Genomic DNA, 24747 nt, shown 5'->3' with positions numbered 1-24747 from the left:
CGGGGGCCGGAGTCCATGCGCAGATGGGCGGTCAGGTCACCGGGTGTCCGGCGACGAGGACCTCGCGGACGTCCAGCGTGGAGTCCCCCGGCTGCCAGGCGAAGGTGATCAGGTCGGCGGGCCGGCCGGGCCGCAGCAGGCCGCGGCCGCCGGCGAAACGTCCGGGGTTGGCCGTCGCGAGGCGCAGCCCGGTGGCGAGGGTCAGGCCGGCCATCGTGATCGCCGTGGCCACGCCGTCGGCGAGAGAACGGGAGGCGCCGGCCAGCAGCGGCGTGCCGACGTAGGACAGGCGGCCGTCCGCCGACAGTTCCACGTCCCCGCCGACCGGGGTCCGGTAGCGCCCCGGCGGCATGCCCGCCAGCGCGGTCGCGTCGGACACCAGGTGGGAGCGCTCGACGCCCTTGGCGCGCAGCATGGCGCGGAACGTGTCGGCGGGCAGGTGGTGGCCGTCCCCGATGAACCCGGCGTGCAGGCGGTCGTCGGCGAGCTGGGTCCACAGGTGGTTCGGATGCCGGGGCAGCACGGTGTACGTGGCGTTGCCCAGGTGCGTGGCGAGTTCGGCGCCGGCGTCGATGGCCCGGGTGATCTGCTCGGGCGTGGCGTGGGTGTGCCCGATCGAGCAGCGCACGCCCCTGCGGGTGGCGCGGGCGATGAAGTCGATCGCCGCCTCGTCGTGCGGCGAGATGGTGACCATGCGGACGAGATCGCCCCAGCGGCGCAGCTCCTCGATGTCGGCGGGCCGCAGGTGGCGCGCGTCGTGCACGCCGCGCGGGCCGTCCTCCGCCGACAGGAACGGCCCCTCGACGTGGACGTACGGGATGGCGCGCGCGACGAGCGGGTCGGCCCCGCGCGCCCGCGCGATCGCGGACAGGGCCGCACGGATGCGTTCCTCGGGCGCGGTCACGATCGTCGGGACCACCGTGGTCGTCCCCACGCGGCGCAAGGCGTCCACCAGCGCGGTCACCGTGGCCTCGTCGACGTCGGCGGCGTTCACGTCGTGCCCGGCGAACCCGTTGACCTGCAGGTCGACCAGGCCGGGCGCGAGCCACAGGTCCGTGGGCGCGTCCGTCTCGGTGATCGCGCCGATCTGCCCGTCCTCGACGCTCACGCGCAGCGTCCGCCCGGTCGCCGGATCCCGGCCGCTGATCCTCATCGGGGCGCGGACTCCTCGTCCACGTACACGACGCAGCGGGGGTGGGTGCGCAGCGCGCTCGCGGGCAGGTGCCCTCCGATCGGGCCGCGCAGCGCGGCGGTCACCGCCTCGCGCTTGCGGGCGCCGGGGACCATGCAGAAGATCTCCTCGGCCGACAGCAGCGCCGGCACGGTGAGGGTGATCGCCCGGCGGGGCACCTGGTCCAGGGCCGCGAAGCAGCCGTCGTCGACCTGCTGACGGCGGCAGACCTCGTCCAGTTCGACGATCTTGACGGGCGCGGGGTCGTCGAGGTCGGCGGGCGGGTCGTTGAACGCCAGGTGGCCGTTGACGCCGATCCCCAGGCAGGTGACGTCGATCGGCGCGGCCGCCAGCAGCCGGGCGTACGCCTCGGGGGGCGCGCCCGGATCGATCAGGTGGACCGCGCCGAGCGGCACCCGGTCGAAGAACGCCCGCCGCAGCCACGTGCCGAAGCGCTGCGGGGCGCCGCTGCCCAGGCCGAGGTACTCGTCCATGTGGAAGGCGGTCACCCGCGTCCAGTCGACGCCCGGATGCTCCGCGAGCGCGCGCAGCGTCGCCTCCTGGCTCGGCGCCGCGGCGAAGATCATCCGAACTTCGGGCCGGGTCTCCAGCCGTCTGGCGATCGCCGCGGCGATGTCCCGCGCGGCGGCGCTCCCCAGTGCCTCGGCATCGGGGAACCGGCGGAGGACGGGTTCGTACGTCGCGGCGCCCGGCCGCTGTCCCTCTGTCATCGCCGGCAACGGTACTCCCCGTCCGTGAGACCTCATCACCGTGCCGGTGGGGAGGTCACGCCGGCGCCGACCCGGGCCACGGCCTCGCGGAGCCACAGGTGCGCCGCGTCGTGGGTGTGGACCGGGTGCCACCACAGGGCCTCGCGGAGCGGGACGGCCTCGTACGGGGGCGCCAGCACGCGGATCGGGGCGGTCGCGCGCAGCCGGTCGGCGAGGAGCCCCTGGATGAGGGCGATCCTGCGGGTTCCGGCGATGAGGAACGGCAGCGCCATGAACGAGTCCGCGGACACCTCGACCCGCGGCTCGACGCCGAGCATGCTGAGCTGGCGGACGGCGGGGGCGTCGTAGGTCCGCTGGTACGTCACCCAGGGCAGCCGTGACAGGTCCTCGGCGCTCAGCCGTTCGCCGACCTCCGGGTTGTCCTCGGCGACGACGAACACCCAGCGGTCGGTGAACAGTTCGACTGCGGGGAAGCCGCCGATGACGCCGTGCGGCATGAGGAGACCGTCGGAGGTGCTCAGCACCGCTCCGGTGTGCTCGACGATGTCGGCCGTCGGCTTGCGGAAGTGCAGCCGGACGCCCGGCGCCTCGGCGTGGACGACGCGGGTGAGCTCGGCCCCGAAGACGGCGATCGCGTAGTCGCTGGCGATCAGCGTGAACTCGTGCTCCTCCCGGGCGGGGTCGAACCCGGCGCGGCTGCTGAAGACCCGTTCGAGCAGGTCGCAGGCGGTGCCGGTCCGGTCCCTCAGCGCCATGCCGAGGGCCGTCAGCTCGTAGCGGCCGCCGACCCGCGCGAGCAGGTCGTCGTCGAAGTGGCGGCGCAGCCGGGCCAGCGCCGCGCTCATCGCGGGCTGGCTGAGGCCGACGCGCTGCCCGGCCCGCGTGACGTTGCGCTCCTCCAGCAGGGCGCGCAGGGCGATGACGAGATTGAGGTCCAGGCTGGCGAGGTTCACGGCTGCCCCGTAGAGATCGATCGTCGGTATCCACCGCGCGGATGGCCGGGATCAGAACAATCGATTTCCCTTATCCACATCGGTGGCCTCAGATTAGTCGCACCGTAATCAGGAGGACATCTACGTGAAATCCACAGCCGCGGCGACGGGGTTCTCCGGTCCGTTCGCCCTTGGAACCCTCTCCGCACCGGAACGTCCCCCGTTCCCCGGCCTGGTCGTGCCGGACGGCCGGGTGCTCGATCTCACCGCCGCCCTCGGCCTGCCCGACGTGCGGGCGCTGCTGGAGCGCTGGGACGAGGTCCTCCCGCACCTGGCCGAGCTGGCCGGTGACGCGAGCCTGGACTGGCTGCCGCTGGAGAGTCTGCGCGTCCACGCGCCGGTCGAGCCGCGGCAGGTCTTCCAGTCGGGCGCCAACTACCGCACCCACGTGATCGACCTGGCCGTCGCCCACGAGCCGGAGGGCGGGCGACCGGCCGAGCAGGTACGGGCCGAGACCGCGGCGATGATGGACCGCCGGGCGGCCGAGGACCAGCCGTACCTGTTCATCGGTCTCCCGTCGGCGATCACCGGGCCGTACGACGACGTGGTCCTGCCGTCCTGGTGCCGCAAGCCCGACTGGGAGCTGGAGCTGGCCGCCGTCATCGGCCGTCCGGCCTCCCGCGTGCGGCCCGACCAGGCGCTCGCGCACGTCGCCGCGTACACGATCGCCAACGACCTGACCGCCCGCGAGCTGGTCTTCCGCCGGGACATGCCCGAGATCGGCGCCGACTGGCTGCGCAGCAAGAACGCGCCGGGCTTCACGCCCCTGGGGCCGTGGCTGGTCCCGGCCGGGTTCGCCGGCGATCCGGGGAACCTGCGGGTCACGCTGCGGCTCAACGGTCAGATCATGCAGGACGAGTCGACCCAGGACATGATCTTCGACATCGCCCGGCTGGTCTCGTACGCGTCGCAGACGACGACCCTCCTGCCCGGCGACCTCGTGCTGACCGGCAGCCCGGCCGGCAACGGCATGCACTGGGGGCGGCTGCTGCGCGACGGCGACGTCATGGACGGCACGATCACCGGGCTGGGCGCCCAGCGCACCCGCTGCGTCGCGGAGGCCGGCGATGACGCTTGACCGCACCGACCCGGAGACCGCGATCGCCGAGGCGGCCCGGGCGTACTCGAACTGGGGACGCTGGGGCGCGGACGACCGCCTGGGCACCCTCAACTTCCTCACCGAGGACAGGCGCCGGGCGGGCGCCGCGCTGGTGCGCCGGGGTGTGAGCTTCTCGCTGTCCCAGAGCTTCGACATGGACGGGCCGCAGAAGGGCTGGCGCCGGCGGACGAACCCGGTCCACACGATGCTGGACACGGGTACGGACGCGGCGCTGGGCAACCAGGGTTTCCCGCACGGGATCGGCGGTGCCGACGACGTCATCGCCATGCCGCTGCAGTGCTCCACGCAGTGGGACGGCCTCGGGCACATCTTCGACCACGGGAAGGCGTGGAACGGCCGCCCGGCCGAGAAGGTCGTCACCTCCGACGGCGACCTCGTCACCGGGATCGAGCACATGGCCCCGCACGTGGCCGGGCGCGGCGTCCTGCTGGACGTCGGGCGGGTCGTCGGCGCCGACGGCGAACTGCCGGACGGCTTCGCCATCACCGAGGAGCACCTCACCGCGACGGCCGAGGACCACGGGGTCGTCGTCGGCCGCGGCGACATCGTCTGTGTGCGGACCGGGCGGCTGGCGCGGGCGCGCCGCGAGGGCTGGGGCGAGTACGCGGGCGGGCCGTCGCCGGGGCTGTCCTTCACCACCGCCGGCTGGCTGCACCGCACCCAGATCGCCGCGATCGCCACCGACACATGGGGGTTCGAGGTGCGGCCGAACGAGTTCGACCACGCCTTCCAGCCGCTGCACCAGGTCGCCATCCCCAACATCGGGCTGCTGATCGGCGAGATGTGGGACCTGGACGCGCTCGCCGCCGACTGCGCCGCCGACGGGACGTACGAGTTCTGGCTCACCGCCGCGCCGCTGCCCATCACCGGAGCCGTCGGCTCTCCGGTCAACCCCATCGCCGTCAAGTGACCCGGAAGGAGCCGGCCATGCCCAGTGTCCGCACGGTGCTCGTCGTGGGAGGAGGGACGTCCGGCAATGCGGTCACCGTGCTGCTGCGCCGGGCCGGCGTCGAGGTCGACCTCGTGGAGATCGAGCCCGGCTGGAACGTCCGCGGGTCCGGCATCACCCTGCAGGGCAACGCGCTGCGCGTCCTTCGCGAGCTCGGCGTCTGGGAGGAGATCCGCGCGCACGGCTTCGCCTTCGACACCGTCGGGCTGACCGCGCCCGACGGGACCGTGCTGCACGTCGCCGAGGACCTCCGCACCGGCGGCCCCGACCTGCCCGCCACCGTCGGCATGCAACGCCCCGTGCTGCAGCGCATCCTCACCGACGCCGTCCGCGCGTCCGGCGCGCGGGTCCGTCTCGGCACCACGGTCGAGAGCCTGGACCAGGACGCCGAGGGCGCCGACGTCGTCTTCACCGACGGCACGACCGGCCGGTACGACCTCGTCGTGGCCGCCGACGGCCGCGCGTCGGCGACGCGCGCGCTGGCCGGCGTCCCGGACCGGCCCGAGCCCATCGGCATGGCGATCTGGCGCGTCCCCGCACCGCGCCCGGCGGACGTCGAGCGCACCGACCTGACCTACGGCGGTCCCTGCTACATCGCCGGCTACTGCCCCACCGGACCGGACACCGTCTACGCCTACCTGGTCGAGCCCAACCGCGACCGGGGCGCCGTCGCCCCCGCCGCGTACGCCGACGAGATGCGCCGGCTCGCCGAGGGGTACGGCGGTGCCTGGGCGCGGATCCGCGAGTCCATCACCGACCCGGAGCAGGTCAACTACACCTGGTTCGACCAGATGCTGGTCGAGGACGCCTGGCACCGCGGCCGCGTGGTGCTCGTCGGCGACGCCGCGCACTGCTGCCCGCCGACGCTGGCCCAGGGCGCCGCCATGGCCCTGGAGGACGCCCTGGTCCTCGCCGAACTGCTCACCGGAGGCGACGACGCGCTGAGCGACGCCCTCACGGAGTACCACCGGCGCCGTCTCCCCCGCGTCCGGATGGTCGTGGAGGGCTCCGTGCAGCTGTGCCGGTGGCTGATGGACGGCGTACGGGACGCCGACGTGCCCGGCCTCATGGGCCGCACCCTGACCGCACTGGAGAAGCACCCGTGACCGAGATCCCGACGATCGACGTGCACGCGCACGTCCTGCTGCCCCAGGTCGAGGAGGCCGTCGCCGGGCGGCCGGGCCTGGCCGCCGCCCGCGAGCTGGACGCCCGCCGCAACGGCCCCGACGCCCTCGCCGTCAGCGGGACGATGATCCGCGAGCGGATCCCGAGGCTCACGGACGTCACGGCGCGGCTGGCCGCGATGGACGCCGCCGGCGTGGACGTCCAGCTCGTCTCGCCCTCCCCCTCGCACTACCACTACTGGGCGGAGCCGGACCTGGCCCGTACGGTGTGGCGGCTCGCGAACGCCGGAACCGCCGCGCACTGCGCCCAGGCCCCCGGCCGGCTGTACGGGCTGGGCCTCGTACCGCTGCAGCACCCGGACCTGGCCGCCGAGGCGCTGGACGACGCCCTCGATCATGGGCTGCTGGGCGTGGAGATCTCAAGCCACGCCCCGTCCTCCGGCCACGGCCCGGGCCGGGAGCTGTCCGACCCCGCCTACGAGCCGTTCTGGGCCCGCGCGGAGGAGACCGGGGCGATCGTGTTCCTGCACCCGTTCGGGTGCACCCTCGACGAGCGCCTGGACCGGTGGTACCTGTCGAACACCGTCGGCCAGCCGACCGAGAACGCCGTCGCCCTGTCACACCTGATCTTCTCCGGCGTCCTGGACCGGCACCCCGGACTGAAGATCATCGCCGCGCACGGCGGCGGCTACCTGCCCACCCACATCGGCCGCTCCGACCACGCCTGGCGGGCCCGCGCCGACGCCCACGGCTGCGCGCACCCGCCCAGCGCGTACCTGCGGCGCCTGTACTTCGACTCCCTCGTCCACGACCCGTACGTGCTGCGGGAGCTCGTCCGCGTCGCGGGAGCCGACCGGGTGCTGCTCGGCTCGGACTTCCCGTTCGACATGGGCGCCGGCGACCCGCTGGGCGCGCTGCGCGCCGCGGGCCTGCCCGACACCGACCACGACGCCGTACGCGGTGCCAACGCCGCCGCGCTGCTGCGCCTCCCCTCAGGAGAGAAGTCATGACCGATCGTCCCCTGACCCATCTGCGGCACGTCGACCTCGCCGTGCCCGACTACGACCGTCAGCTCGACTTCTACGCCGGCGTGTGGGGCCTGACCAAGGTCGCCGAGGACTCCGGCATCGCGTTCCTCGCCGCCGAGGGCAGCCCCGAGCAGTACGTGGTCCGGCTCCGCAAGGCCGAGGAGAAGCGCCTGGACCTGGTCTCGTACGGGGCGGCGTCCCCGGCCGACGTGGACGCCCTCGCCGAGCGGCTGATCGCGGACGGTGTCCGGCCGATCTCCGAGCCGGGGCGGCTGGACACCCCGGGCGGCGGATACGGCTTCCGGTTCTTCGACCTCGACGGCCGTACGATCGAGGTCTCCGCCGACGTCGCCGCCCGGCGGCACCGGCGCATCGAGGAACGCGAGTCGATCCCCGTCCGGCTCTCCCACGTCGTCCTCAACTCCCCCGACCTGAACCGCACCCGCGCGTGGTACGAACGCCACCTGGGCTTCCGTCTCTCGGACACGCTCGGCCATCCGCGCATGGGCGAGGTCATGCACTTCATGCGGATCAGCTCACAGCACCACAGCATGGCCATCGCCCAGGGCCCGCACACCTCCCTGCACCACGTCTCCTTCGAGATGCGCGGCCTCGACGAGTACATGCGCGGCTCCGGACGGGTCATCCGCGCCGGGTTCCGCAAGATCTGGGGGCCCGGCCGGCACCTCGCGGGCGACAACACCTTCACCTACTTCCTCGACCCGCACGGCAACACGGTGGAGTACACGACCGAGCTGGAGGAGCTGGACGAGGACACCTGGCACCCGCACGTCTACGACTTCTCCCAGCCGGAGGTCACGGACCAGTGGGGCACCGCGAACGCGATGAACGAGTTCGTCGCCAAGGAGTCCTTCAACGACCCCGACCAGGGCTGCTTCGTCGCCCCGCCGGTCTGACCGCCCGCCCCTTCGAGGAGACCCATGCGCATCGCCACGTACGAACACCGGGGTTCACAACGCTGCGGCGTCGTCGAGGACGCCGCGGTGCGCCCCTTCCCCGACGGCACCGACCTGCTCGACCTGATCCGTTCCGGCGGCCTCACCGACCCGCCTCCGGCCGGGGCGGCCGTCCCGCTGACCGAGGTACGCCTGCTGGCACCGCTGCGACCGCCCACCGTCCGGGACTTCGTCGCCTTCGAGGAGCACGTCGAGGGGGTGCGCCGCAGCGTCGACGGGGCGGCGGGCGTGCCCGACGCCTGGTACGACGCCCCGACCTTCTACTTCACCAACCCCTACGCGGTGATCGGCCCCGGCGACGACGTGCCGGTGCCGCCCGGCAGCGGGGCGCTGGACTTCGAGCTCGAGGTCGCCGTGGTCATCGGCCGGGAGGGCCGCGACCTGACCCCCGAGCAGGCCCGCGACCACATCGCCGGGTACACGCTGTTCAACGACTGGTCCGCGCGCGACCTCCAGTCCCGCGAGATGCAGGTCGGCCTCGGCCCCTGCAAGGGCAAGGACACCGCGACCACCTTCGGCCCGTACCTGGTGACCCCGGACGAGCTGGAGCCCTACCGGGACGCGGACGGCCTCCTCCGCCTCGCGCTCACCGCCGAGATCAACGGCGAGGTCGTCGGAACCGACCTGCTGTCCAACATGAGCTGGACGTTCGAGGAGATGATCGCCTACGCCTCCCGGGGCACGTGGGTGCGGCCCGGCGACGTGCTGGGCTCCGGGACGTGCGGCAACGGCGGTTGCCTCGCGGAGCTGTGGGGCCTGCGGGGTGAGCGCACTCCGCCGCCGCTGCGGCCCGGCGACACGGTGACGCTCGCCGCCGAGGGCATCGGCACGATCTCCAACACGGTCGTCCCCGGCCCCGACCCCGTCGCCGTACCGCGCGGCCGCAGACGCGACCGGAGCCGCCCGTGACCAGGCTGGCAGAGAAGATCATCGTGGTGACCGGGGCCGCGCGCGGCCAGGGCGCGGCCGCGACCGCCGCCTGCGCCCGGCAGGGCGCCACGGTCATCGCCGTCGACGTGGACGAACAGGCGGCCGGCGACGCGCCGGGCGTCGTCCGCCGCCCGATGAACGTGGCCGACGCCGGCGCGTGGGCGGCACTCGCGGAGCGGTTGCGCGACGCGTACGGGCACGTCGACGGCCTGGTCAACAACGCGGGCGTCACCTGGCGAGCGCGGGTGGACGACCTGGCCGTCGCGGACCTGGAGCGCCTCCAGTCGGTGAACCTGACCGGGCCGCTCCTGGGCATGCAGCACCTCGCACCGCTGATGCCGCCCGGGTCGTCCATCGTGAACGTCGGGTCCGCCGCGGCGCTCACCGGCCACTACCCGGCCGCCTACACCGCGAGCAAGTGGGCGCTGCGCGGCCTGTCCAAGGCCGCCTGTGTGGAGTTCGGTCCGCGCGGCATCCGGGTCAACTGCGTCCATCCCGGCTTCATCGACACCCCGATGACGGCCTCGGCCGCACCCGCCTTCCGCGACGCGAACATCCGCGAGACGCCCCTCGGCCGGACCGGCGCACCGGAGGAGGTCGCGGCCGTGATCGCCTTCCTGCTGTCCGACGAGTCGTCCTTCATCACCGGGGCGGACATCCCCGTCGACGGCGGCCTCACCGCCCACGGCGGCACCAAGTCCATCTCCGACGCGGTCAGGGAACGATGATCGACGGCTCGCCGTAGACGACCGTCACCGTCCAGGACCCGTCTTCCCGCGACTCGGGTCAGGGCAGCCAGGGTGGACCCGGAGCACCCCTCCAGAATGCTCCGGGTCGCCCCGGACGGTGCCGCCCCTACCGAACCGCCCCCGCGCGCCCGGTATGAGCCGGCGATGATGGAACAGGTGGCCCCCGCACGTGACGTCCACACTTCCGGGGCTCTCACAGCAAAGCCCCGGGCGGGCGCCCACGGCTACCCCCGGATTCGGGGATGGCCGGGCCGGACGCGCCGGTCCTACACTCGGCGGCCATGAGCCAGGGTGCCCCGATGACACCGCGCGCCACGCCGCCCGCCGTCACGCGCGTCACGGCGCCGTCCGGGTCCGTCCGGGAGCTCGCCGAGCATGAACGCCTGGTGTTCGGCCGGGGACCGGACGCGGACCTGGTGATCTCCGCCGACCGGGGACTCTCCCGCCGGGCGGGCATGATCAGCGCCCTGTGCGGAGGCGCGTGGGTGGCCAATCTCAGCCGGACCCACGCGCTGTACGCCGAGAGCGAGGGCTACCAGATCCGGCTGCCGCCGATGGAGGCGGGCGGCGAGCCGTCCGCCGGCTGGTTCATCAGGACGGGGGCGACGCTTGTCGGTTCGCGGGCCATGCTCGACGAGGGCCAGGCCGTACGCGTGACCGTGCTCGCCGCCGTGACCGACGCCCTGAGGACTCCCCCTGCGGGACGGGCGGACGACGACTCGACGCTCCTGCCGCTGTACCTGGATCCGCACACCAAGCTCTTCCTGGTGGCACTCCTGCTGTGCCGGCCGTGGCTGCTGGACCCGACCCGTACGACTCCGCTGCCGCGGACGCCGGAGATCGCCCGTGCGGCGTTGGAGGTGACGGACGCGTTCTACGAGATCGAGCAGTTCGATCACGACCCCGTCTTCCGCGACCGGCTCGCGGCCCGTGTCGGCGAACATCTCAAGGTGCTCCGCCGCAAGATCAATTCACGCGGGCTCGCGCGGGCCGGAACCCGGCTGTCCGACGAGGTGGTCGTCGGCGTGCTGATCGAGCACGCCATCGTCACCCCGGCCGATCTGGAGCGCCTCGCCGATCCGTCCTGGTGCTCCCGGCAGGAGGACCTGTGGTGGGACCGTACGCGATAGCCGGGCTACAGGTCGTTGACGGTGAACTCCAGCTCCAGGGGGCGGTCCACGCCGGGCACCGTCACGGTGACGCGATGACGCCCGGGCGGGATCTTGCCGGGGAAGAACTCGTGGCTCTGATTGATCACGTAGTTGAACGTGCCCGCGAAGTCGACGACCGGTGTCACCGCCGCCACCCGTTTCCGGTCCAGGCGGATGCCGACCGGCCGGCCGGGGGTCAGGCCGGCGCCGTGGACGACGAACCCGGTGCGCCCGTCACCGTAAGGCTGGTTCAACGTGATCCGTGGGCGTCCCGACGGCCGTGCCGTAGGCGCCACGCCGGGCGCCCCCGGAGGCGCGGCGCCGGGCGGGGGCGGGCCCGCCGGCTGTCGTGGCCGGTCATCGTCGTCCATCCGGCCCAGTCCGACCCCGATCAGCAGTGCCACGCCCGCTCCCAGCAGAGCCGCGAGGACGCGCCCGCCCCTGCCGACCCGCCGGGACGCCACCGTGCGCCGTGACGCCAGGACGCCGGAACGATCCTGCCGCGACTCCGAGCCGCCGGAACGGCCCGGCCGGCGCGGATCCGAGTCGCCGGAGCCGTCCGGGCGCCCGGCGGGAGGCGGTCCGTCGGGCGCCCGGACGGAGGTGGGCGAGTCCAGGGTGTCCTCGGCGGCGCGGTCGTCCGCCGGCGACTCCACCGGCGGAGGCTCCCGCCGGTACTCCTCGAGCAGGGAGAGCGCCTCGAAGGGCAGCGGCGCCGCGCCGCTGCCGTCGAGTTCGACCGCCAGCCGGGCCAGCAGGGCGCCCGCCGCGGGACGGTCCGCCGGGTCGCGGCGGAGACAGTCCAGCAGCAGGTCGGCCGCCTCGTCCGGCATTCCGGTGAGGTCCGGCGGATCACTGGCCAGGCGGAGCAGCACGTCGGTGACCGACTTCCCCGTGTACGGCGGGTGCCCGGTGGCGGCGAAGAGTAAGGTCGAGCCGAGCGCGAAGACGTCACTCGCCGGCGTCGTCTGCCGGCTGTCGCGCGCCTGCTCGGGTGCCATGTACGCCGGGGTGCCGACGGCCTGGTGCGTGGCGGTCGCGGTGACGCGCTCGGTCGCCCGCGCCACGCCGAAGTCGATGACCCGTGGCCCCTCGATCGACACCAGCACGTTGGACGGTTTCAGGTCCCGGTGCACCAGTCCCGCCTGGTGGATCGACTCCAGCGCCTCGGCGCATCCGGCCGCCAGCCAGCGCAGGGCGGGCACCGGCAACGGCCCGCAGGTCCGTACGAGCTGCTCCAGGGAGGGCGCCGGGATGTACGCGGTGGCCAGCCACGGGATCTCGGCCTCCGGGTCGGCGGCGACCACCGCCGCCGTGAACACCCCGCTGACCCGGCCGGCGGCCGCGACCTCGCGGGCGAAGCGGGAGCGGAAGTCCGCGTCGCCGGCGAACTCACTTCTGATCGTCTTGACCGCCACCAGCCGCCCCGACGCCGAGCGGCCGAGGTAGACCCGGCCCATCGCGCCGCTCCCCAGCCGTCCCAGCAGCGCGTATCCGCCGATCCGCCGAGGGTCGTGCCGGGACAGGGGCTCCAGCCTCGTGCGACCTGACGCCATCCCGTCTCCTCCGCTTCGCAGGGCACGCCGGGGCACCATCTTCCCGGTTCCGGACAGGAAGTCAGCCGGACTGTATGACTTCGTTACCGCCCTCCGCCGCCGTCATCGCCCTCCGCGGCGCGGCCGCCGAGCGCGGCGGAGGCGAGGTCGGAGGCGGCGCTGGCGAGCAGCAGGTCGAGGGCCACCGGGAAGGCGCTGGAGTTCATCTGCTCGGCCAGCAGGTCCGCGACCGCGGTGATGTGGGGATGCGTTCGTTCCGGGAGCCGCGCGTACGTCGCGCGCCAGATCGTGCGGTCGGCGCGGAGGGCGGGCTCCGGGAGGGTCAGCGTCGCGGCGTCCAGCGCGGCGAAGGCGAGGGCCTGGTCGATGAACGCGTGGTAGATCCGCACCGCCGACGGGTCGGGGAACCCCGCGCCGCGCAGGAGTCCCAGGATCGCCTCGTCGGCGGCGATCTCCTGCGACCGTCCGCTGACGCGGGCGGCCGTGAGCACGGCCGCCTGGGGGTGGGCGAGGTAGGTGGCGTGAATGCGCAGTCCCAGTTCGCGCAGGTCGCGCCGCCAGTCGCCCGTCGTGCTCCAGCCGGAGACGGCCCGCCCCATCAGCTCGTCCGCCAGGGCGAGGATCAGGTCGTCCATGCCGTCGAAGTACCGGTAGACGGTGCTGGGGTCCGCGCCCAGGGCCAGGCCGAGGCGCCGCGCGGTGAGGCCCTGCGCGCCGTGTTCGCGCAGCAGGCGCAGCGCCGTCTCGATGATCAGGTCGTGGCTGAGCACCAGGCCCTGCTTGGTCCGCCGGCGCCGCCGGCGCTCTCCGTCCTGCACCACCTTCTTCGCCATGGACCGAGCTTATGCCAACAGGGTTGACGTTATGGGGGGATCGGCCGTTGGATCGGTCTCAAGCGAGCGAACCGCTCATATGCCCATGAACTACGCGAAAGGTGATGTATCTCCGTGCGAATTCTGCTGGTGGGCGCGGGAGGCGTCGGCTCCGCGATCACTCGGATCGCCGCCCGGCGCGACTACTTCGAGCACATGGTCGTCGCCGACTACGACCTCCGCCGCGCGGAGGCCGCGGTGGCCGCCGTGACGACCCCGGGGACCACCGGGTCGCGCTTCGGCTCCGCCAGAGTCGACGCCGGCGACCGGGCCGCGGTCGCCGCCCTGCTGCGCGAGCACCGCTGCGACGTACTGCTCAACGCGACCGACCCCCGCTTCGTCCTGCCGCTGTTCGAGGCGGCTCACGACGCCGGCGCGCACTACCTCGACATGGCGATGTCCCTGTCCCATCCGCACCCGGAACGCCCGTACGAGCTGTGCGGGGTCAAGCTCGGCGACGACCAGTTCGCGCGCGCCGAGGAGTACCGCGAGTCCGGGCTCCTGGCCCTGGTCGGCATGGGCGTCGAGCCCGGCCTGTCGGACGTCTTCGCCCGGTACGCGGCGGACGAGCTCTTCGACGAGATCGAGGAGATCGGCATCCGCGACGGCGCGAACCTGACCGTGGACGGCTACGACTTCGCGCCCTCCTTCAGCATCTGGACCACCATCGAGGAGTGCCTGAACCCGCCCGTGATCTACGAGAAGGAGCGCGGCTGGTTCACGACGGCGCCCTTCAGCGAGCCCGAGGTCTTCGACTTCCCCGAGGGCATCGGCCCGGTCGAGTGCGTCAACGTCGAGCACGAGGAGGTGCTCCTGGTCCCCCGGTGGGTCGACGCCGGGCGCGTCACCTTCAAGTACGGACTCGGCGAGGACTTCATCGACAAGCTCAGGACCCTGCACGACCTCGGCCTGGACCGCACCGCCCCGCTCACCGTCACCACCGACCGCGGTCCCGCGGCGGTCTCCCCGCGCGACGTGGTCGCCGCCGCGCTGCCCGACCCGGCCGGACTCGGCGACCGCATGCACGGCAGGACCTGCGCCGGCACGTGGGTGAAGGGCGCCAAGGACGGGCGGCCGCGCGAGGTGTACCTCTACCACGTCGTCGACAACCAGTGGTCGATGCGCGAGTACGGCTCCCAGGCCGTGGTCTGGCAGACCGCGGTCAACCCGGTGGTGGCCCTCGAACTCGTCGCGACCGGTGCCTGGACCGGCACCGGCGTGCTCGGCCCCGAGGCGTTCCCGGCCCGGCCCTTCCTCGACCTGCTGAGCGAGTACGGCTCACCCTGGGGAATGCGCGAGCAGTGACGAGGCGGTCATCGGCGTGATCGGCCCAGGAAGCTCCCCAGCAGCAACCCGACGGCCAGCCCGAGGACGAGGCCGAGGAGCAGGCCCGCGATCAGCCCGGCCACGAGCCCGGCCGTCAGGAACACGACGAGCCCGACGACGAGGCCCACCAGCACGCCGGCGACCAGGCCCGCCACCAGGCCGAGGAGAAGTCCGGCGATCAGCGTTGGCATCGCCGTTCCCGGGATCCTGAGTCGTGTGCGGGCATCATCCGCGTGAGGCCGGTCGGTGAACGAGGCGGGCGCCTCACCTCCGACGTTACGCCCCCGGCCGTCGACGCCGGGAGGGCACCGCCCCGCCGGAGACCAGGTCAGACTCCGGCGGACGGCGTGCCACGCGGTCCGCGCGCGAGGTGGACGAGCATGGCGGCGAAGGTCAGTCCCCATACCGCCAGCGCCACCCACATCGCGCCGTCACCGATGAGGCGCATGAGGGGGAAGCGCTCGGCCCGCCCGAGATCGCGGCTCGCGACGCCGTACATGCCGAGCGGAAAGACGATCGACCACAGGGCGGTGTCGTAGCGCAGGGGGATCCGATGGGTCACGTGCCGCCACCATTCGGCCGCCACCAGGGCGGGGATCAGCCAGGTCCCGAAGGCCCAGAACACCACCGAGGCGGCCGCCGCGCCCCGGACGGTCTCGATCGCCGGCGCGTCGGTCATCCGGACGAGGCGCGCCCCGGCCAGGGCCGTGATCGCGGTGGCGCCCATGGCCACCCAGTACGGCGGGGTGAGGTCCTCCGGGCGCGGCGGGCGGAACAGGAGCCGCACCGCGACCAGGACACCGGTGACGGCGTAGAGGAAGACGCCCACCGCCCAGGACACGATGGCGGCCGGCGCCAGCGCGGACCGGAGCCCGGGACTCACCGGTTCGAGGGTCGCGGCGAGGACGGCCACGGACTGGACGGCCACCGTCCACAGGAACCACGTCCCGTCGGCGCCGACCGGCCCCGGCCGGTCCGCCCGGTCCCGGAGAACGGCCGCGGGGACGAGGTACCCCAGGACGAGCCAGCCCAGGCAGCCGATGGCCAGCAGCGCGAGCGCGATCCGCTCCTGTCCCGCCGCGGCGAGCCGGGTCCCGAGCACGTCGGTGCCGGCGACGAACGTGAAGGACCCGAAGGCGCGCCGCGGGTCGGTCAGCTCGGCCCACAGGCCGGACCGGCAGGCGACGGCACGCCATCCGGTCACGGCCACGAGCACGGCGTACGCCGCGACGGCGGTCCACAGCAGAGCGCCGGACAGGACGCCCAGGCCCTGGTCACCGACGCCGACCGAGACGACGCCGGTGGCCATGACCACGGCGAAGCAGGCGAGGTCGAGGACACCCACGCTTACCAGTGAACCGCCGGCGAGACCGGAGTTCACCCACCCGTGCCCCGGCCGCGCCGCTCACCCGCCGACCGCGTCGGCCTTCGTCGAGGGCCGGAGGGCCGGGGCGGCTCGGCTCAGGCCGGGTCGCGGGAGAGGGCGGCCAGGGCGTGGGCCGCCTCGCGGGTGGCGGGGTACAGGCCGCGGTACAGCTCGTACAGCGCGTCGTAGATCCGTCCGGCGGCCGGGTCGGGCTCGACGACGCCCGCGGGAGGGTTCCACCCCGCGCCGTCCGACAGGCCCGTGGCGCGCGCGGCCAGCAGCGCGTCGCCGTAACAGGCGCCGATCGTGACCGAGGGCAGCTCCTGGGAGCGGCCGAGCACGTCCGACACGATCCGCGTCCACAGCCCGCCCTTGGTGCCGCCGCCCACGGCGACCAGCCGCCTGGCCTCGCCGCCCGCCGCCCGCATCGCCTCCAGGTTGTGCCGGACGCCGAACGCCGTGCCCTCCAGGGCCGCCCGGTAGAGGTGCCCGCGGCCGTGGTCGAGGGTCAGGCCGAGGACGAGTCCTCGCGCGTCCGGGTCGAACAGCGGAGTGCGCTCGCCGGCGAAGTACGGCAGCATGATCAGCCCGCCCGCCCCGTGCCCGGCCGCGCGCGCCTCCTCGGTGAGCTCGTCGTACTCCGCGCCGGTCAGCTGCCGCAGCCAGTCGGTGACCGCGCCCGAGGTCGCCATGCCCGCCGCCAGGTCGTACGTGCCGGGCGTCACGCCGACCGTGCCCCACAGGCCCGGCCAGGTGCGGCGTGCCGCGAGGACCTCGATGAGGAACATCGTCGTGCCGTACATCACCATGACGTCGCCGGGCTCGGTGACCCCGACGCTCACCGCCTCGGCCCACGCGTCGATGGTGCCGGCGATGACCGGGATCCCCGGGGGAAGACCCGTTCGACCGGCCGCCGTCTCGGTGACCACGCCGACGACCTCGCCGGGCCAGGCGAGCGGCGGCAGGTCCAGGCCCGGGGCGATCTCCGCCGCCCAGTCGGGGATCCAGGCGTGCTCGCGGCTGTCGTACAGCGGCGAGCTCTGGCTGGCCGAGTGGTGGTCGAGGACGTACTCCCCCGTCAGCTCGTGCACGAGGTAGGAGCTCGCCATGAACAGCCGCCGCGTGCGCTCCCACACTTCCGGCTCGTGGCGGCGCAGCCAGGCGAGCTTGGGCCCGACCGCCTGGGTGGTCAGCGGCGAGCCGCCGCGTTCGATGACGGTCTCGGCGCCGTAGCGCGCGGTCAGCTCCTCGATCTCGGCGACCGCGCGCGTGTCGACGCCGTAGAGGATCGCCGGTCGCAGCGGTTCACCGGCGGCGGTCGCGGGCAGCGCGCACGGCCCGATGCCGCTGACGCCGACGCCCGCGATCGGGGCGCCGGCCCGCGCGAGCAGCTCGCGGGTGACGGCGGCGAACCCGGCCCACCAGACCGTACGGGCGTCGTGCTCGGCCCAGCCGGGACGCGGCCGGGACACCGCGTGCTCGCGCACCGCCGTCGCGACCACCTCGCCGTCCGGAGTGGTCAGCACTCCTTTGGAACTGGACGTGCCGATGTCGACTCCGAGCAGCAGGCTCATCCGGCATCCCCTCCTCCCGGGAACGCGGCCGTACGACCGGGTCCCCGCATGGCGGCTCGGTGGTCGGTGCGGTCGACGCGGTCAGCCCTGCCCATCGGTCGCGTTCCCGCGCAGCACGAGCAGCGCGGCGTCCAGGGCCTGTGACAGCCTCTCGATGGATCGTGACGCCTGCATGAGGACGAATCCTCCCTGCACGAGGGCGAGGATGGCGCGCGCGAGTGCGGGCACGTCGGTGGTCGGTTCCAGGTCACCGTTCGCGCGCATGGTGTCGAGTCCGCGTTCGAAGTGTGCGGCCCAGGCGTCGAACCCGGCGTCGATCAGTCGCGCGGCCTCCGGGTCGCTCTCCGCCATCTGCGCGGCGAGCGAGCCCAGTGGGCAGCCGCCGGCGGCGCCACGGGCCGAGTGCACCGCGAGCAGCCGGCTGCGCCATGCCTGCCATGACTCCCAGGAATCGAGCGCGTCGAGTTCGGGACGCTGGTCGTCCAGTGCCTGCCGCGTCTGGCGCTCCACCACGGCCCGCAGGATCTCGGCCCGGCCGCCGGGGAAGTAGTGGAAGATCTGCCCGTGGCTGGTGGAGGTGACCTCCCGGACATCGTTGATCCCGACCGAGGCGAGTCCACGCTCGTAGATCAGCGCCGCCGCCGCATCGATGATGCGGGACCGCGTCGCGGCCCCTTTCGCCGTCCACCTCTCGGCCACGACCGGCCTCACCCCTTCCTCGACGCCGACCCTACCGGATTCTGGTGTTGACTCTCCAAAAAATCGGCCCTACGGTTCTGGAGAGATCTATCCAAACTTTCACGAGGAGCGGTTCCGGTGCCCACGATCGACGTCCACACCCACTTCCTGCCCGAGCCCTACGTGCAAGCCCTCGTCCGCCACGGCATCAACTGGACCGGCGGGGTCGACCTGGCGCCCTGGACCCCCGAGGCTCATCTCCAGTTCATGGACGAATGGGGCATCGACACCGGTGTGCTCTCCTGCCTGGCCGAGACCGGGGTCTACTTCGGCGATCAACATGAGGCGAGCGAGCTGGCCAGGAACGTCAACGACATCGGCGCCGACGTCGTCCGCCGGCATCCACGGCGGTTCGGCGTCTTCGGCGCCGTCCCACTGCCGGGCGTGGACGCCGCCCTCGCCGAGATCGACCACATCTACGACGACCTCGACCTGGACGGGGTGTACCTGGTCTCGCAGGTGGACGGGACCTACGTGGGAGACCCGCGATGGGAACCGGTGTACCAGGCACTCGATGCGCGGGCCGCCACGGTCCTGCTGCACCCGGTCGAGCCCAAGGAGACGCCGGATCTCCCCTGGCAGCACTGGATCGGCGAGTACGTGTTCGACACCACGCGGGTCTTCATGACCCTCGTGTTCAACGGGGTCCTGGACCGCTACCCGAACATCAACTGGATCCTGTCGCACGGCGGTGGCGCCGTCCCCTACCTCGGGCACCGGATCGCCGCAGCACCCCGGGTCGTCGCCGCGTATCGGGAGCTGGTGCGGCGCCCGATACGGGAATACCTGCGGTCGGTCTACTACGACGTCGCGGTGGCCGACTCCCCCGTGCAGGTGAACACCATGGTCGACGCGGTCGGCACGGACAGGATGCTGTTCGGGACCGACTGGCTCTACGCCGACGGGCTGTTCGACCGCGACCAGGCCGGCGAACACGATCTGACGCGCCTGCTCGGAGCGAGGCTCGGAGCCCGTGTCGCCGGCACCAACGCGCTTCGCATCCTTCCCCGCCTCGCCGAGCGCCTGGCGGACGCCGAAGGCTGAGCCGCGGCGCTCGCGGTGGCGACCGTACCGACCGGCGTCGCCGTTACGCGAGGTCGTAGCGGGGCAGGGCAGGCGTGTGGCCGGAAAGAGGCAGGCGGCGGTGGCCGCGTCCGGGAGCTGGACCGACCCCGACGGGGTGCGGGCGCCGGCGGGTGAGGTCCACGCGTGGCTCGCCGGGACGAATCAGACCCTGTGCGGGCTGGCGCTCAGCCGTACGCGGCTGCTCCGGTTCCCGCACGTCCCCTGGGAGGAGATCATCCCGGAGTCGGGCGGCTGGGCGGACCGGGTCCAGCGGGTCTGCCCGCGATGCGACGCCGCCGTGAGGAGGCGCCCGCAGGCTCACCGCTGGACCCGTACGTCACCTCGTCCCTGAGGTGCCCCGGGAACCGCTCAGAAGACCGGCGCGCCGTCGCGGACCAGCCTCCAGTTCTCCTCGTGGAAGGTCGCGGGGTCGATGGTCTTGGCGGCGGAGGCGTAGGCGACGATCGCCTCCCGGATCGCCACCTGGGCGTTGTAGACGACCGGGGCGGTGGCGATGTGCGGGAAGCCGCCGCCGCCGGACTGGCGGTAGTTGTTCACCGCGACCACGAACTGCTGGTCCCCCGTGACCGCCGCGCCGTTGTAGGCGAGATCGCGGATCCGGGAGCCCTCCGGCTGAGCGAGATCGATGTCGTAGGTGACGCCGGAGAACTGGTCGTAGTTGTAGTCGGGACGGCCGTGGGCGTTGGTCCACGACGCCGGGTCGACCGGGGCGTTCGCGGCGACCTGGGCGAAGTACTGCGCCGAGTACTCCAGGTAGTCCTTGATCTGGGAGCCGGTCAGGACACTGGCCAGCAGGGTGTTGTCGTAGATGTAGAGACCGGCGATGTCCCTGATCGTGACCTTGCCGGCCGGGAAGGTGGCGAGGCGGCTGAACGGCGCGGCGATCGACACGACCGGGAGCGACGCGTACGCGGTGCCGGCGAGGGCCTCCTTGACCTTCGCGATCTGCACGACGTGCACGTAGTCGAGGATCGCGGTGTCCTTCCAGCAGGACTCCGCGGCGGACATCGCCTCGGTGGAGGTGGCGACCTCCTGGTTGACGTAGGCGACCACCGCGTCGTGCTGCTTCTTCACCACGGCGACGAGCGCCGGGTCCTCCTGGACGGTGTTCGTGTTCACCGTCGTGGCGGACTTGCCGGTGACCTTCCAGCGGCCGCGGTCCCGGGTCAGCGTGATGTCGAAGACCGACAGCCGCTGGCCCCAGCACTTGGGCTCGCTCATCACGACGCTCTGACCGGTGGCCTTGTTGGTCACGAACCGTACGGGGACGTCGTTGTGCGCGTGGCCGAAGAGGATGGCGTCGATGCCGGGCACCTGCTCGGCCACCATGGCCGAGGCGTTCTCCACCGGGATGTCGCCGGTGTAGGAGGACAGGCCGCTGTCACCGGCGTGGGCGCTGACGACCATGACGTCGACGCCCTGCGCGCGGATGATCGGCACCCACTTCTTGGCGGTCTCGATCAGGTCCAGGAAGTCAAGCTTGCCGGAGACATTCGCCTTGTCCCAGATGGCGACGCCGGGGTTGGTCAGGCCGAGCAGGCCGACCCGGATCGGCGGATGGCCCGGCACGCGCATCGTCTTGATGATGTACGGGCGGAACGCCGGCCGGTCGGTGCCCGCGTGCACGGCGTTGGCGGCCAGCACCGGAGCGCGCATCTGGCCGATCCACTTGCGCAGCAGCGGCAGCCCGTAGTTGAACTCATGGTTCCCGAGCGCCACGGCGTCGAAGCCGAGGGCGTTCATCTGCAGCGCCATCGGGTGGACCTGGCCGGTCTCGGTGATCGGCTCGACGGTGGCGTAGTAGAAACCGAGCGGGGTGCCCTGGATGGTGTCCCCCGCGTCGAACAGCAGGGTCCGCCCGCGTCCCCGGTCGGCACGGATCTGCTTGACCAGGCTCGACACCCGCGCCAGGCCGACCACGTTGCCGGCGCTGTCCCTGTAGGCCGCGTCGTTGTAGTAGTCCCAGTCGACGGCGTGGCTGTGGATGTCGGAGGTGCCCATGATCGTGATGGTCACCGGCCCGTTCCCGCCCTTGCCGGCCGTCGCCGCCTCGGCCGACCCCGGCCAGCCCGCCAGGGCGAGCGCGCCCGCGGCGGTCAGGCCGCCGAGCACCTTCCGCCGGTCGACGCCGCCGCCCTCGACGCCGCCGCCCTCGGCGGCGTCGGCCGGGACCCGGCACGAGCACCATCGCGGCACCGGGCTGAAACGTCCCCCTGATCTCTGCATGACGTACGGCGTTCCTTACTTCCCGCGGGTTGAGACGAAGGCCAAACCTAGCGGTCGGACACCGTGGTACATATCGGCGAAAATCTCCTATAGGAGCCTCCGAACCTTGGCAGAAGTTGCGGCCGTCACCCGGCCCTCCGCGTCCGGGTGACGGCCGCCGTGGCCGGCGCACCGGCCCTCAGAGACGGCTCTCGCTCCTCCTTCGGAACGTACGTGGTCCGCTCAGCCGACGGTCCACTGCTGGTTCGCGCCGCCGTTGCAGGTCCAGAGTTCGACCGCGGTGCCGTTGGCGGTGCCGTTGTCGTAGACGTCCAGGCACAGCCCGGACTGGACTCCGGTGATGGTGCCGTTGGAGTTGACCTGCCACTGCTGGTTCGCGCCGCCGTTGCAGTCCCAGATCTCGACCTTCGTCCCCGGAGCGGTCTGGTTGTCGTAGGCGTCCAGGCACTTGGTGCCGCCGTAGACGGTGAACCGGCCGGAGGCGTAGGTCCACGTCTGGTTGGTCTGGCCGTTGCAGTCATAGATCTGCAGCTGGGTGCCGTTGGCCTGCGTGGAGTTCGGCACGTCCAGGCACTTGCCCGCCCCGACCGCGTGGATGGGGCCCGAGGGGTTCGTGCCGGTGCTCCCGCCCGCGACGCGGTACATGACGGCGCCGTGCGCCGGCACGGAGGCGCTGATGCTCCCGGTGGTCGTCGACGTGCCGCCGCTCCACAGGTCGGTCAGCGTGTAGCTCGACGCGCCCGACTTGCCGACCGCGGCCGCGGTGGTGGAGATGGTCGCGGTGGATCCGGTCTCGTTGAACAGCACGACGGACACGTCTCCGTTCGCGAGCGGCCTGGCGAGGACGTCGTGGCCGCCGGAGGAGGAGACCTGGGTGCCCGGCCTGCCGAGGGAGTCCTGGTCGACCGCGATCACGGCCCGGTTGGTCAGGATCGACAGCGTGGTGGAGCTCGCGTTGACCAGGTTGCCGCCCTCGATCAGCGGAGCCGCCATCTCGGCCCACAGGCTGAAGTGCGCCCGGTCCTCGGTCGCGCTCATCCCGTTGCCGACCTCCAGCATGTCGGGGTCGTTCCACGCGCCCGGACCGGCGTACGACGCCAGGCCGACGGTGTTGTGGAAGTTCGACAGCATGCTGTTGAAGTTGGGCTGGATGTCGGACGTCGTGCGCCACAGGTTGGCCACCGGGCCCGCCCACGTCGCCGGCTGGACGCTGCCGTCCCAGCCGTTGCACATGCTGAAGACGATCGGCCGTCCGGTGGCCGACAGCGCGTCGCGCATCCGCGTGTACAGGGTCTTGGCGACCTGCTGGTGCGACTGGCCGGAGAAGTCGCCGAACGGGATGTTGCACCAGTCGTACTTGACGTAGTCGACCCCCCAGGAGGCGAACAGAGTCGCGTCCTGCCGTTCGTGCCCGTAACTGCCGGGGTAGCCGGCGCAGGTGGCCGTCCCGGCGTCCTCGTAGATCCCGAACTTCAGGCCGAGGGAGTGCACGTAGCTCGCCACCGCGGCGATGCCGTGCGGGAACTTCGAGGAGTTCGCGACCAGGTTGCCGCTTCCGTCCCGGCTCGACGCCATCCAGCAGTCGTCCATGTTGACGTACTGGTAGCCGGCCGCCTGCAGGCCGTCGTTGTGCATGGCGAGCGCGGTCTGCTCGACGAGCTGCTCGCTCACGTTGCAGCCGTAGGCGTTCCAGTCGTTCCAGCCCATCGGCGGCGTCAGCGCGAGCCCGTTGCCCAGCGCCGACGCCGACGGGGCCGACACCAGCGCCAGAATGGGGATGATCAGCACGGCCATGATGGCGGCGAGCCGACGTCGACGGTGCGAGAGTTTCATCGGGTCCTCCGGTCAGTTCGCCGTGCAGGTGAGCGTGGGCACCTCGTTGACGCCGGTCGAGGTGCCGAGGAAGCCGAACTCGGCGCCCGCCCCGGCGGCGAGCGCGCCGTTGTAGCCGACGTTGCGGGCGGTGACGGCGGAGCCGGAGCTCGTGACCGTCGCGTTCCATGCCTGGGTGACGGCCTGGCCGTTGGCGTACCGCCAGGTGACGGTCCACCCGGTGATGGCGGTGCTCCCGGCGGTCACCGTGACCGAGGCCTGGAACCCACCGGACCACTGCCCGGTCACGGTGTACGCGGCGGTGCAGGTCCGGCCCCCGGGCGGCGGGGTGGGAGTCGGGGTGGGCGTCGGGGTCCCGCCGCCGGTGTCGCCGATGCTTCCGGGCACCGATCGCAGGGCGCTGAACCAGGCCGCGGCCATCTTGTCGAATCCGGTCGCGTTGGGATGGATGCCGTCGGACAGCAGGTCGGCGGTCGTGAGCGCCGCGTGCATGTCCACCAGGTGCACGTGCTCGCCCGCGTTCACCTTGCTCTGCACGATCCCGGGAATGGCGCTGTTGTACGCGCGGGCGTTCGCCTCCTGACCGGAGTTCGCGAGCGGGATGATCGTGGCGACGAACACCTCGGCGGTGGGCACCGTGGCGGTGATGTGGTCGATCAGCGCCGACAGCCGCGCGGGCGCCCCGGACAGGTTGTAGTTCTGGAGGACGTCGTTGGTGCCGATGTGCAGCAGGACGGTGTGCGGCGAGTAGGCGTGCAGCCAGTTGACGATGTTGGCGTCGATCTGGTCGATCCGCCAGCCCGAGTGGCCTTCGTGGTCGTGGTCGCCGAGCGAGGCGGGCCCGTTGGACAGCGACCCGACGAAGTCCACGCGGTACCCGCCGCCGGTGAAGCGCTGCCACAGCCCGGTCCGGTACGCGCCGGGGAGCGTCACCCCGTCGGTGATCGAGTCACCGAGCGGCATGACCCGTACCCCGCCGTTGGACTCGGCGCGAGCGGTGCCGACGCCGATGAGGGCGCCGGCCGCCAGGATCACGGCCGCCAGGACGACGGCCCACCGATGGCGGACGTCCGGGAGAGGAGAAAGACGCGACGGCATTCCGGGGAGCCTTTCGTTCGGTATGTCGAACGGGGTTCGACATGTGCTGCATCGCGACGCTAAGAGCGGCCTTGAATTCGGTCAATGCGGCTTTCACGGTCTTTCACGCCGTGGCCCGGGACCGGTGCGAACTCACCACCGGCCGATGCA

General features: G+C 72.6%; 23 protein-coding genes. 11 read left to right on the top strand and 12 right to left on the bottom strand.

Annotated features, from left to right (window positions below; translation table 11 throughout):
• Window positions 1–31 precede the first annotated feature (31 nt).
• The 3 genes from NE234_RS19625 to NE234_RS19615 are packed head-to-tail and all read right to left on the bottom strand — an operon-like array spanning window position 32 to window position 2855.
• Window positions 32–1153 carry an N-acetylglucosamine-6-phosphate deacetylase gene (locus NE234_RS19625; protein ID WP_252781906.1) on the bottom strand — a complete coding sequence of 374 codons (1122 nt, stop codon included), beginning with the start codon at window positions 1151–1153 and terminating at the stop codon, window positions 32–34.
• Window positions 1150–1902, bottom strand: a complete 753-nt coding sequence (locus tag NE234_RS19620; protein ID WP_252781905.1) for a glucosamine-6-phosphate deaminase — start codon at window positions 1900–1902, stop codon at window positions 1150–1152. Before NE234_RS19620 ends, NE234_RS19625 begins: the two co-directional genes overlap by 4 nt.
• A gap of 35 nt (window positions 1903–1937) precedes the next feature.
• Window positions 1938–2855 carry a LysR family transcriptional regulator gene (locus NE234_RS19615; RefSeq protein WP_252781904.1) on the bottom strand — a complete coding sequence of 306 codons (918 nt, stop codon included), beginning with the start codon at window positions 2853–2855 and terminating at the stop codon, window positions 1938–1940.
• Window positions 2856–2979: 124 nt separating this feature from the next.
• Between NE234_RS19615 and NE234_RS19610 the strand changes: the two genes are divergently transcribed.
• The 8 genes from NE234_RS19610 to NE234_RS19575 all read left to right on the top strand — a co-directional run bounded on the left by NE234_RS19610 (window position 2980) and on the right by NE234_RS19575 (window position 10901).
• Entirely contained in the window at window positions 2980–3972 is a 993-nt protein-coding gene (locus NE234_RS19610; RefSeq protein ID WP_252781903.1) for a fumarylacetoacetate hydrolase family protein, read from the top strand.
• A complete protein-coding gene (locus tag NE234_RS19605; RefSeq protein WP_252781902.1) occupies window positions 3962–4924 on the top strand; it encodes a cyclase family protein in 963 nt (320 codons plus the stop codon). The genes NE234_RS19610 and NE234_RS19605 overlap by 11 nt, the downstream gene beginning before the upstream one ends.
• Before the next feature lie 17 nt (window positions 4925–4941).
• Window positions 4942–6069 (top strand): FAD-dependent oxidoreductase, encoded by a 1128-nt coding sequence (locus NE234_RS19600; RefSeq protein ID WP_252781901.1) that lies wholly within the window; start codon window positions 4942–4944, stop codon window positions 6067–6069.
• The gene (locus NE234_RS19595; RefSeq protein ID WP_252781900.1) at window positions 6066–7097 is read left to right on the top strand and encodes an amidohydrolase family protein; all 1032 of its coding nucleotides are present in this window, start codon (window positions 6066–6068) and stop codon (window positions 7095–7097) included. Before NE234_RS19600 ends, NE234_RS19595 begins: the two co-directional genes overlap by 4 nt.
• Window positions 7094–8032: a VOC family protein gene (locus NE234_RS19590; RefSeq protein ID WP_252781899.1), complete on the top strand. Its 939-nt coding sequence runs from the start codon at window positions 7094–7096 to the stop codon at window positions 8030–8032. The genes NE234_RS19595 and NE234_RS19590 overlap by 4 nt, the downstream gene beginning before the upstream one ends.
• A 24-nt stretch (window positions 8033–8056) precedes the next feature.
• A complete protein-coding gene (locus NE234_RS19585) occupies window positions 8057–9001 on the top strand; it encodes a fumarylacetoacetate hydrolase family protein (protein ID WP_252781898.1) in 945 nt (314 codons plus the stop codon).
• The gene (locus NE234_RS19580; protein ID WP_252781897.1) at window positions 8998–9750 is read left to right on the top strand and encodes an SDR family NAD(P)-dependent oxidoreductase; all 753 of its coding nucleotides are present in this window, start codon (window positions 8998–9000) and stop codon (window positions 9748–9750) included. The genes NE234_RS19585 and NE234_RS19580 overlap by 4 nt, the downstream gene beginning before the upstream one ends.
• A 302-nt stretch (window positions 9751–10052) precedes the next feature.
• The gene (locus NE234_RS19575) at window positions 10053–10901 is read left to right on the top strand and encodes an FHA domain-containing protein (protein WP_252781896.1); all 849 of its coding nucleotides are present in this window, start codon (window positions 10053–10055) and stop codon (window positions 10899–10901) included.
• Window positions 10902–10906: 5 nt separating this feature from the next.
• Here NE234_RS19575 and NE234_RS19570 read toward each other — a convergent pair whose 3' ends face one another.
• Together NE234_RS19570 and NE234_RS19565 are read right to left on the bottom strand one after the other, a co-directional pair.
• A complete protein-coding gene (locus NE234_RS19570; RefSeq protein WP_252781895.1) occupies window positions 10907–12478 on the bottom strand; it encodes a serine/threonine-protein kinase in 1572 nt (523 codons plus the stop codon).
• 83 nt (window positions 12479–12561) lie between these two features.
• Window positions 12562–13311, bottom strand: a complete 750-nt coding sequence (locus NE234_RS19565) for a TetR/AcrR family transcriptional regulator (protein WP_252781894.1) — start codon at window positions 13309–13311, stop codon at window positions 12562–12564.
• Between the two features lie 114 nt (window positions 13312–13425).
• Here NE234_RS19565 and NE234_RS19560 point away from each other — a divergent pair, with 114 nt between their 5' ends.
• A complete protein-coding gene (locus NE234_RS19560) occupies window positions 13426–14655 on the top strand; it encodes a saccharopine dehydrogenase family protein (RefSeq protein ID WP_252781893.1) in 1230 nt (409 codons plus the stop codon).
• A gap of 8 nt (window positions 14656–14663) precedes the next feature.
• On the opposite strand, the gene NE234_RS19555 is transcribed toward NE234_RS19560, so the two are convergent.
• From NE234_RS19555 to NE234_RS19540, 4 genes are all read right to left on the bottom strand, one after another.
• The gene (locus tag NE234_RS19555; protein ID WP_252781892.1) at window positions 14664–14867 is read right to left on the bottom strand and encodes a hypothetical protein; all 204 of its coding nucleotides are present in this window, start codon (window positions 14865–14867) and stop codon (window positions 14664–14666) included.
• A 137-nt stretch (window positions 14868–15004) separates the two neighbouring features.
• Window positions 15005–16021: a tellurite resistance/C4-dicarboxylate transporter family protein gene (locus tag NE234_RS19550; protein WP_252781891.1), complete on the bottom strand. Its 1017-nt coding sequence runs from the start codon at window positions 16019–16021 to the stop codon at window positions 15005–15007.
• Between the two features lie 116 nt (window positions 16022–16137).
• Window positions 16138–17616: an FGGY-family carbohydrate kinase gene (locus tag NE234_RS19545; protein ID WP_252781890.1), complete on the bottom strand. Its 1479-nt coding sequence runs from the start codon at window positions 17614–17616 to the stop codon at window positions 16138–16140.
• Window positions 17617–17697: 81 nt separating this feature from the next.
• Window positions 17698–18315: a TetR/AcrR family transcriptional regulator gene (locus NE234_RS19540; protein WP_252781889.1), complete on the bottom strand. Its 618-nt coding sequence runs from the start codon at window positions 18313–18315 to the stop codon at window positions 17698–17700.
• A 117-nt stretch (window positions 18316–18432) separates the two neighbouring features.
• On the opposite strand from NE234_RS19540, the gene NE234_RS19535 reads away from it, so the two are divergent.
• Together NE234_RS19535 and NE234_RS19530 are read left to right on the top strand one after the other, a co-directional pair.
• Window positions 18433–19398: an amidohydrolase family protein gene (locus NE234_RS19535; protein ID WP_252781888.1), complete on the top strand. Its 966-nt coding sequence runs from the start codon at window positions 18433–18435 to the stop codon at window positions 19396–19398.
• A gap of 76 nt (window positions 19399–19474) precedes the next feature.
• Window positions 19475–19771, top strand: coding sequence for a hypothetical protein (locus NE234_RS19530; protein ID WP_252781887.1), 297 nt, complete (start codon window positions 19475–19477; stop codon window positions 19769–19771).
• 17 nt (window positions 19772–19788) lie between these two features.
• Here NE234_RS19530 and NE234_RS19525 read toward each other — a convergent pair whose 3' ends face one another.
• The 3 genes from NE234_RS19525 to NE234_RS19515 all read right to left on the bottom strand — a co-directional run bounded on the left by NE234_RS19525 (window position 19789) and on the right by NE234_RS19515 (window position 24597).
• Window positions 19789–21666 (bottom strand): bifunctional metallophosphatase/5'-nucleotidase, encoded by a 1878-nt coding sequence (locus NE234_RS19525; RefSeq protein ID WP_252781886.1) that lies wholly within the window; start codon window positions 21664–21666, stop codon window positions 19789–19791.
• Between the two features lie 222 nt (window positions 21667–21888).
• Window positions 21889–23499, bottom strand: a complete 1611-nt coding sequence (locus tag NE234_RS19520; RefSeq protein ID WP_252781885.1) for a glycoside hydrolase family 27 protein — start codon at window positions 23497–23499, stop codon at window positions 21889–21891.
• Between the two features lie 12 nt (window positions 23500–23511).
• Window positions 23512–24597, bottom strand: coding sequence for a cellulose binding domain-containing protein (locus NE234_RS19515; RefSeq protein ID WP_252781884.1), 1086 nt, complete (start codon window positions 24595–24597; stop codon window positions 23512–23514).
• Window positions 24598–24747: the final 150 nt, after the last annotated feature.

This window comes from Actinoallomurus rhizosphaericola, assembly GCF_024055675.1.
GTDB lineage: Bacteria > Actinomycetota > Actinomycetes > Streptosporangiales > Streptosporangiaceae > Actinoallomurus > Actinoallomurus soli.
The sequence above is the reverse complement of the archived record's forward strand: the minus strand, read 5'-3'. Positions and strand labels throughout refer to the sequence as shown.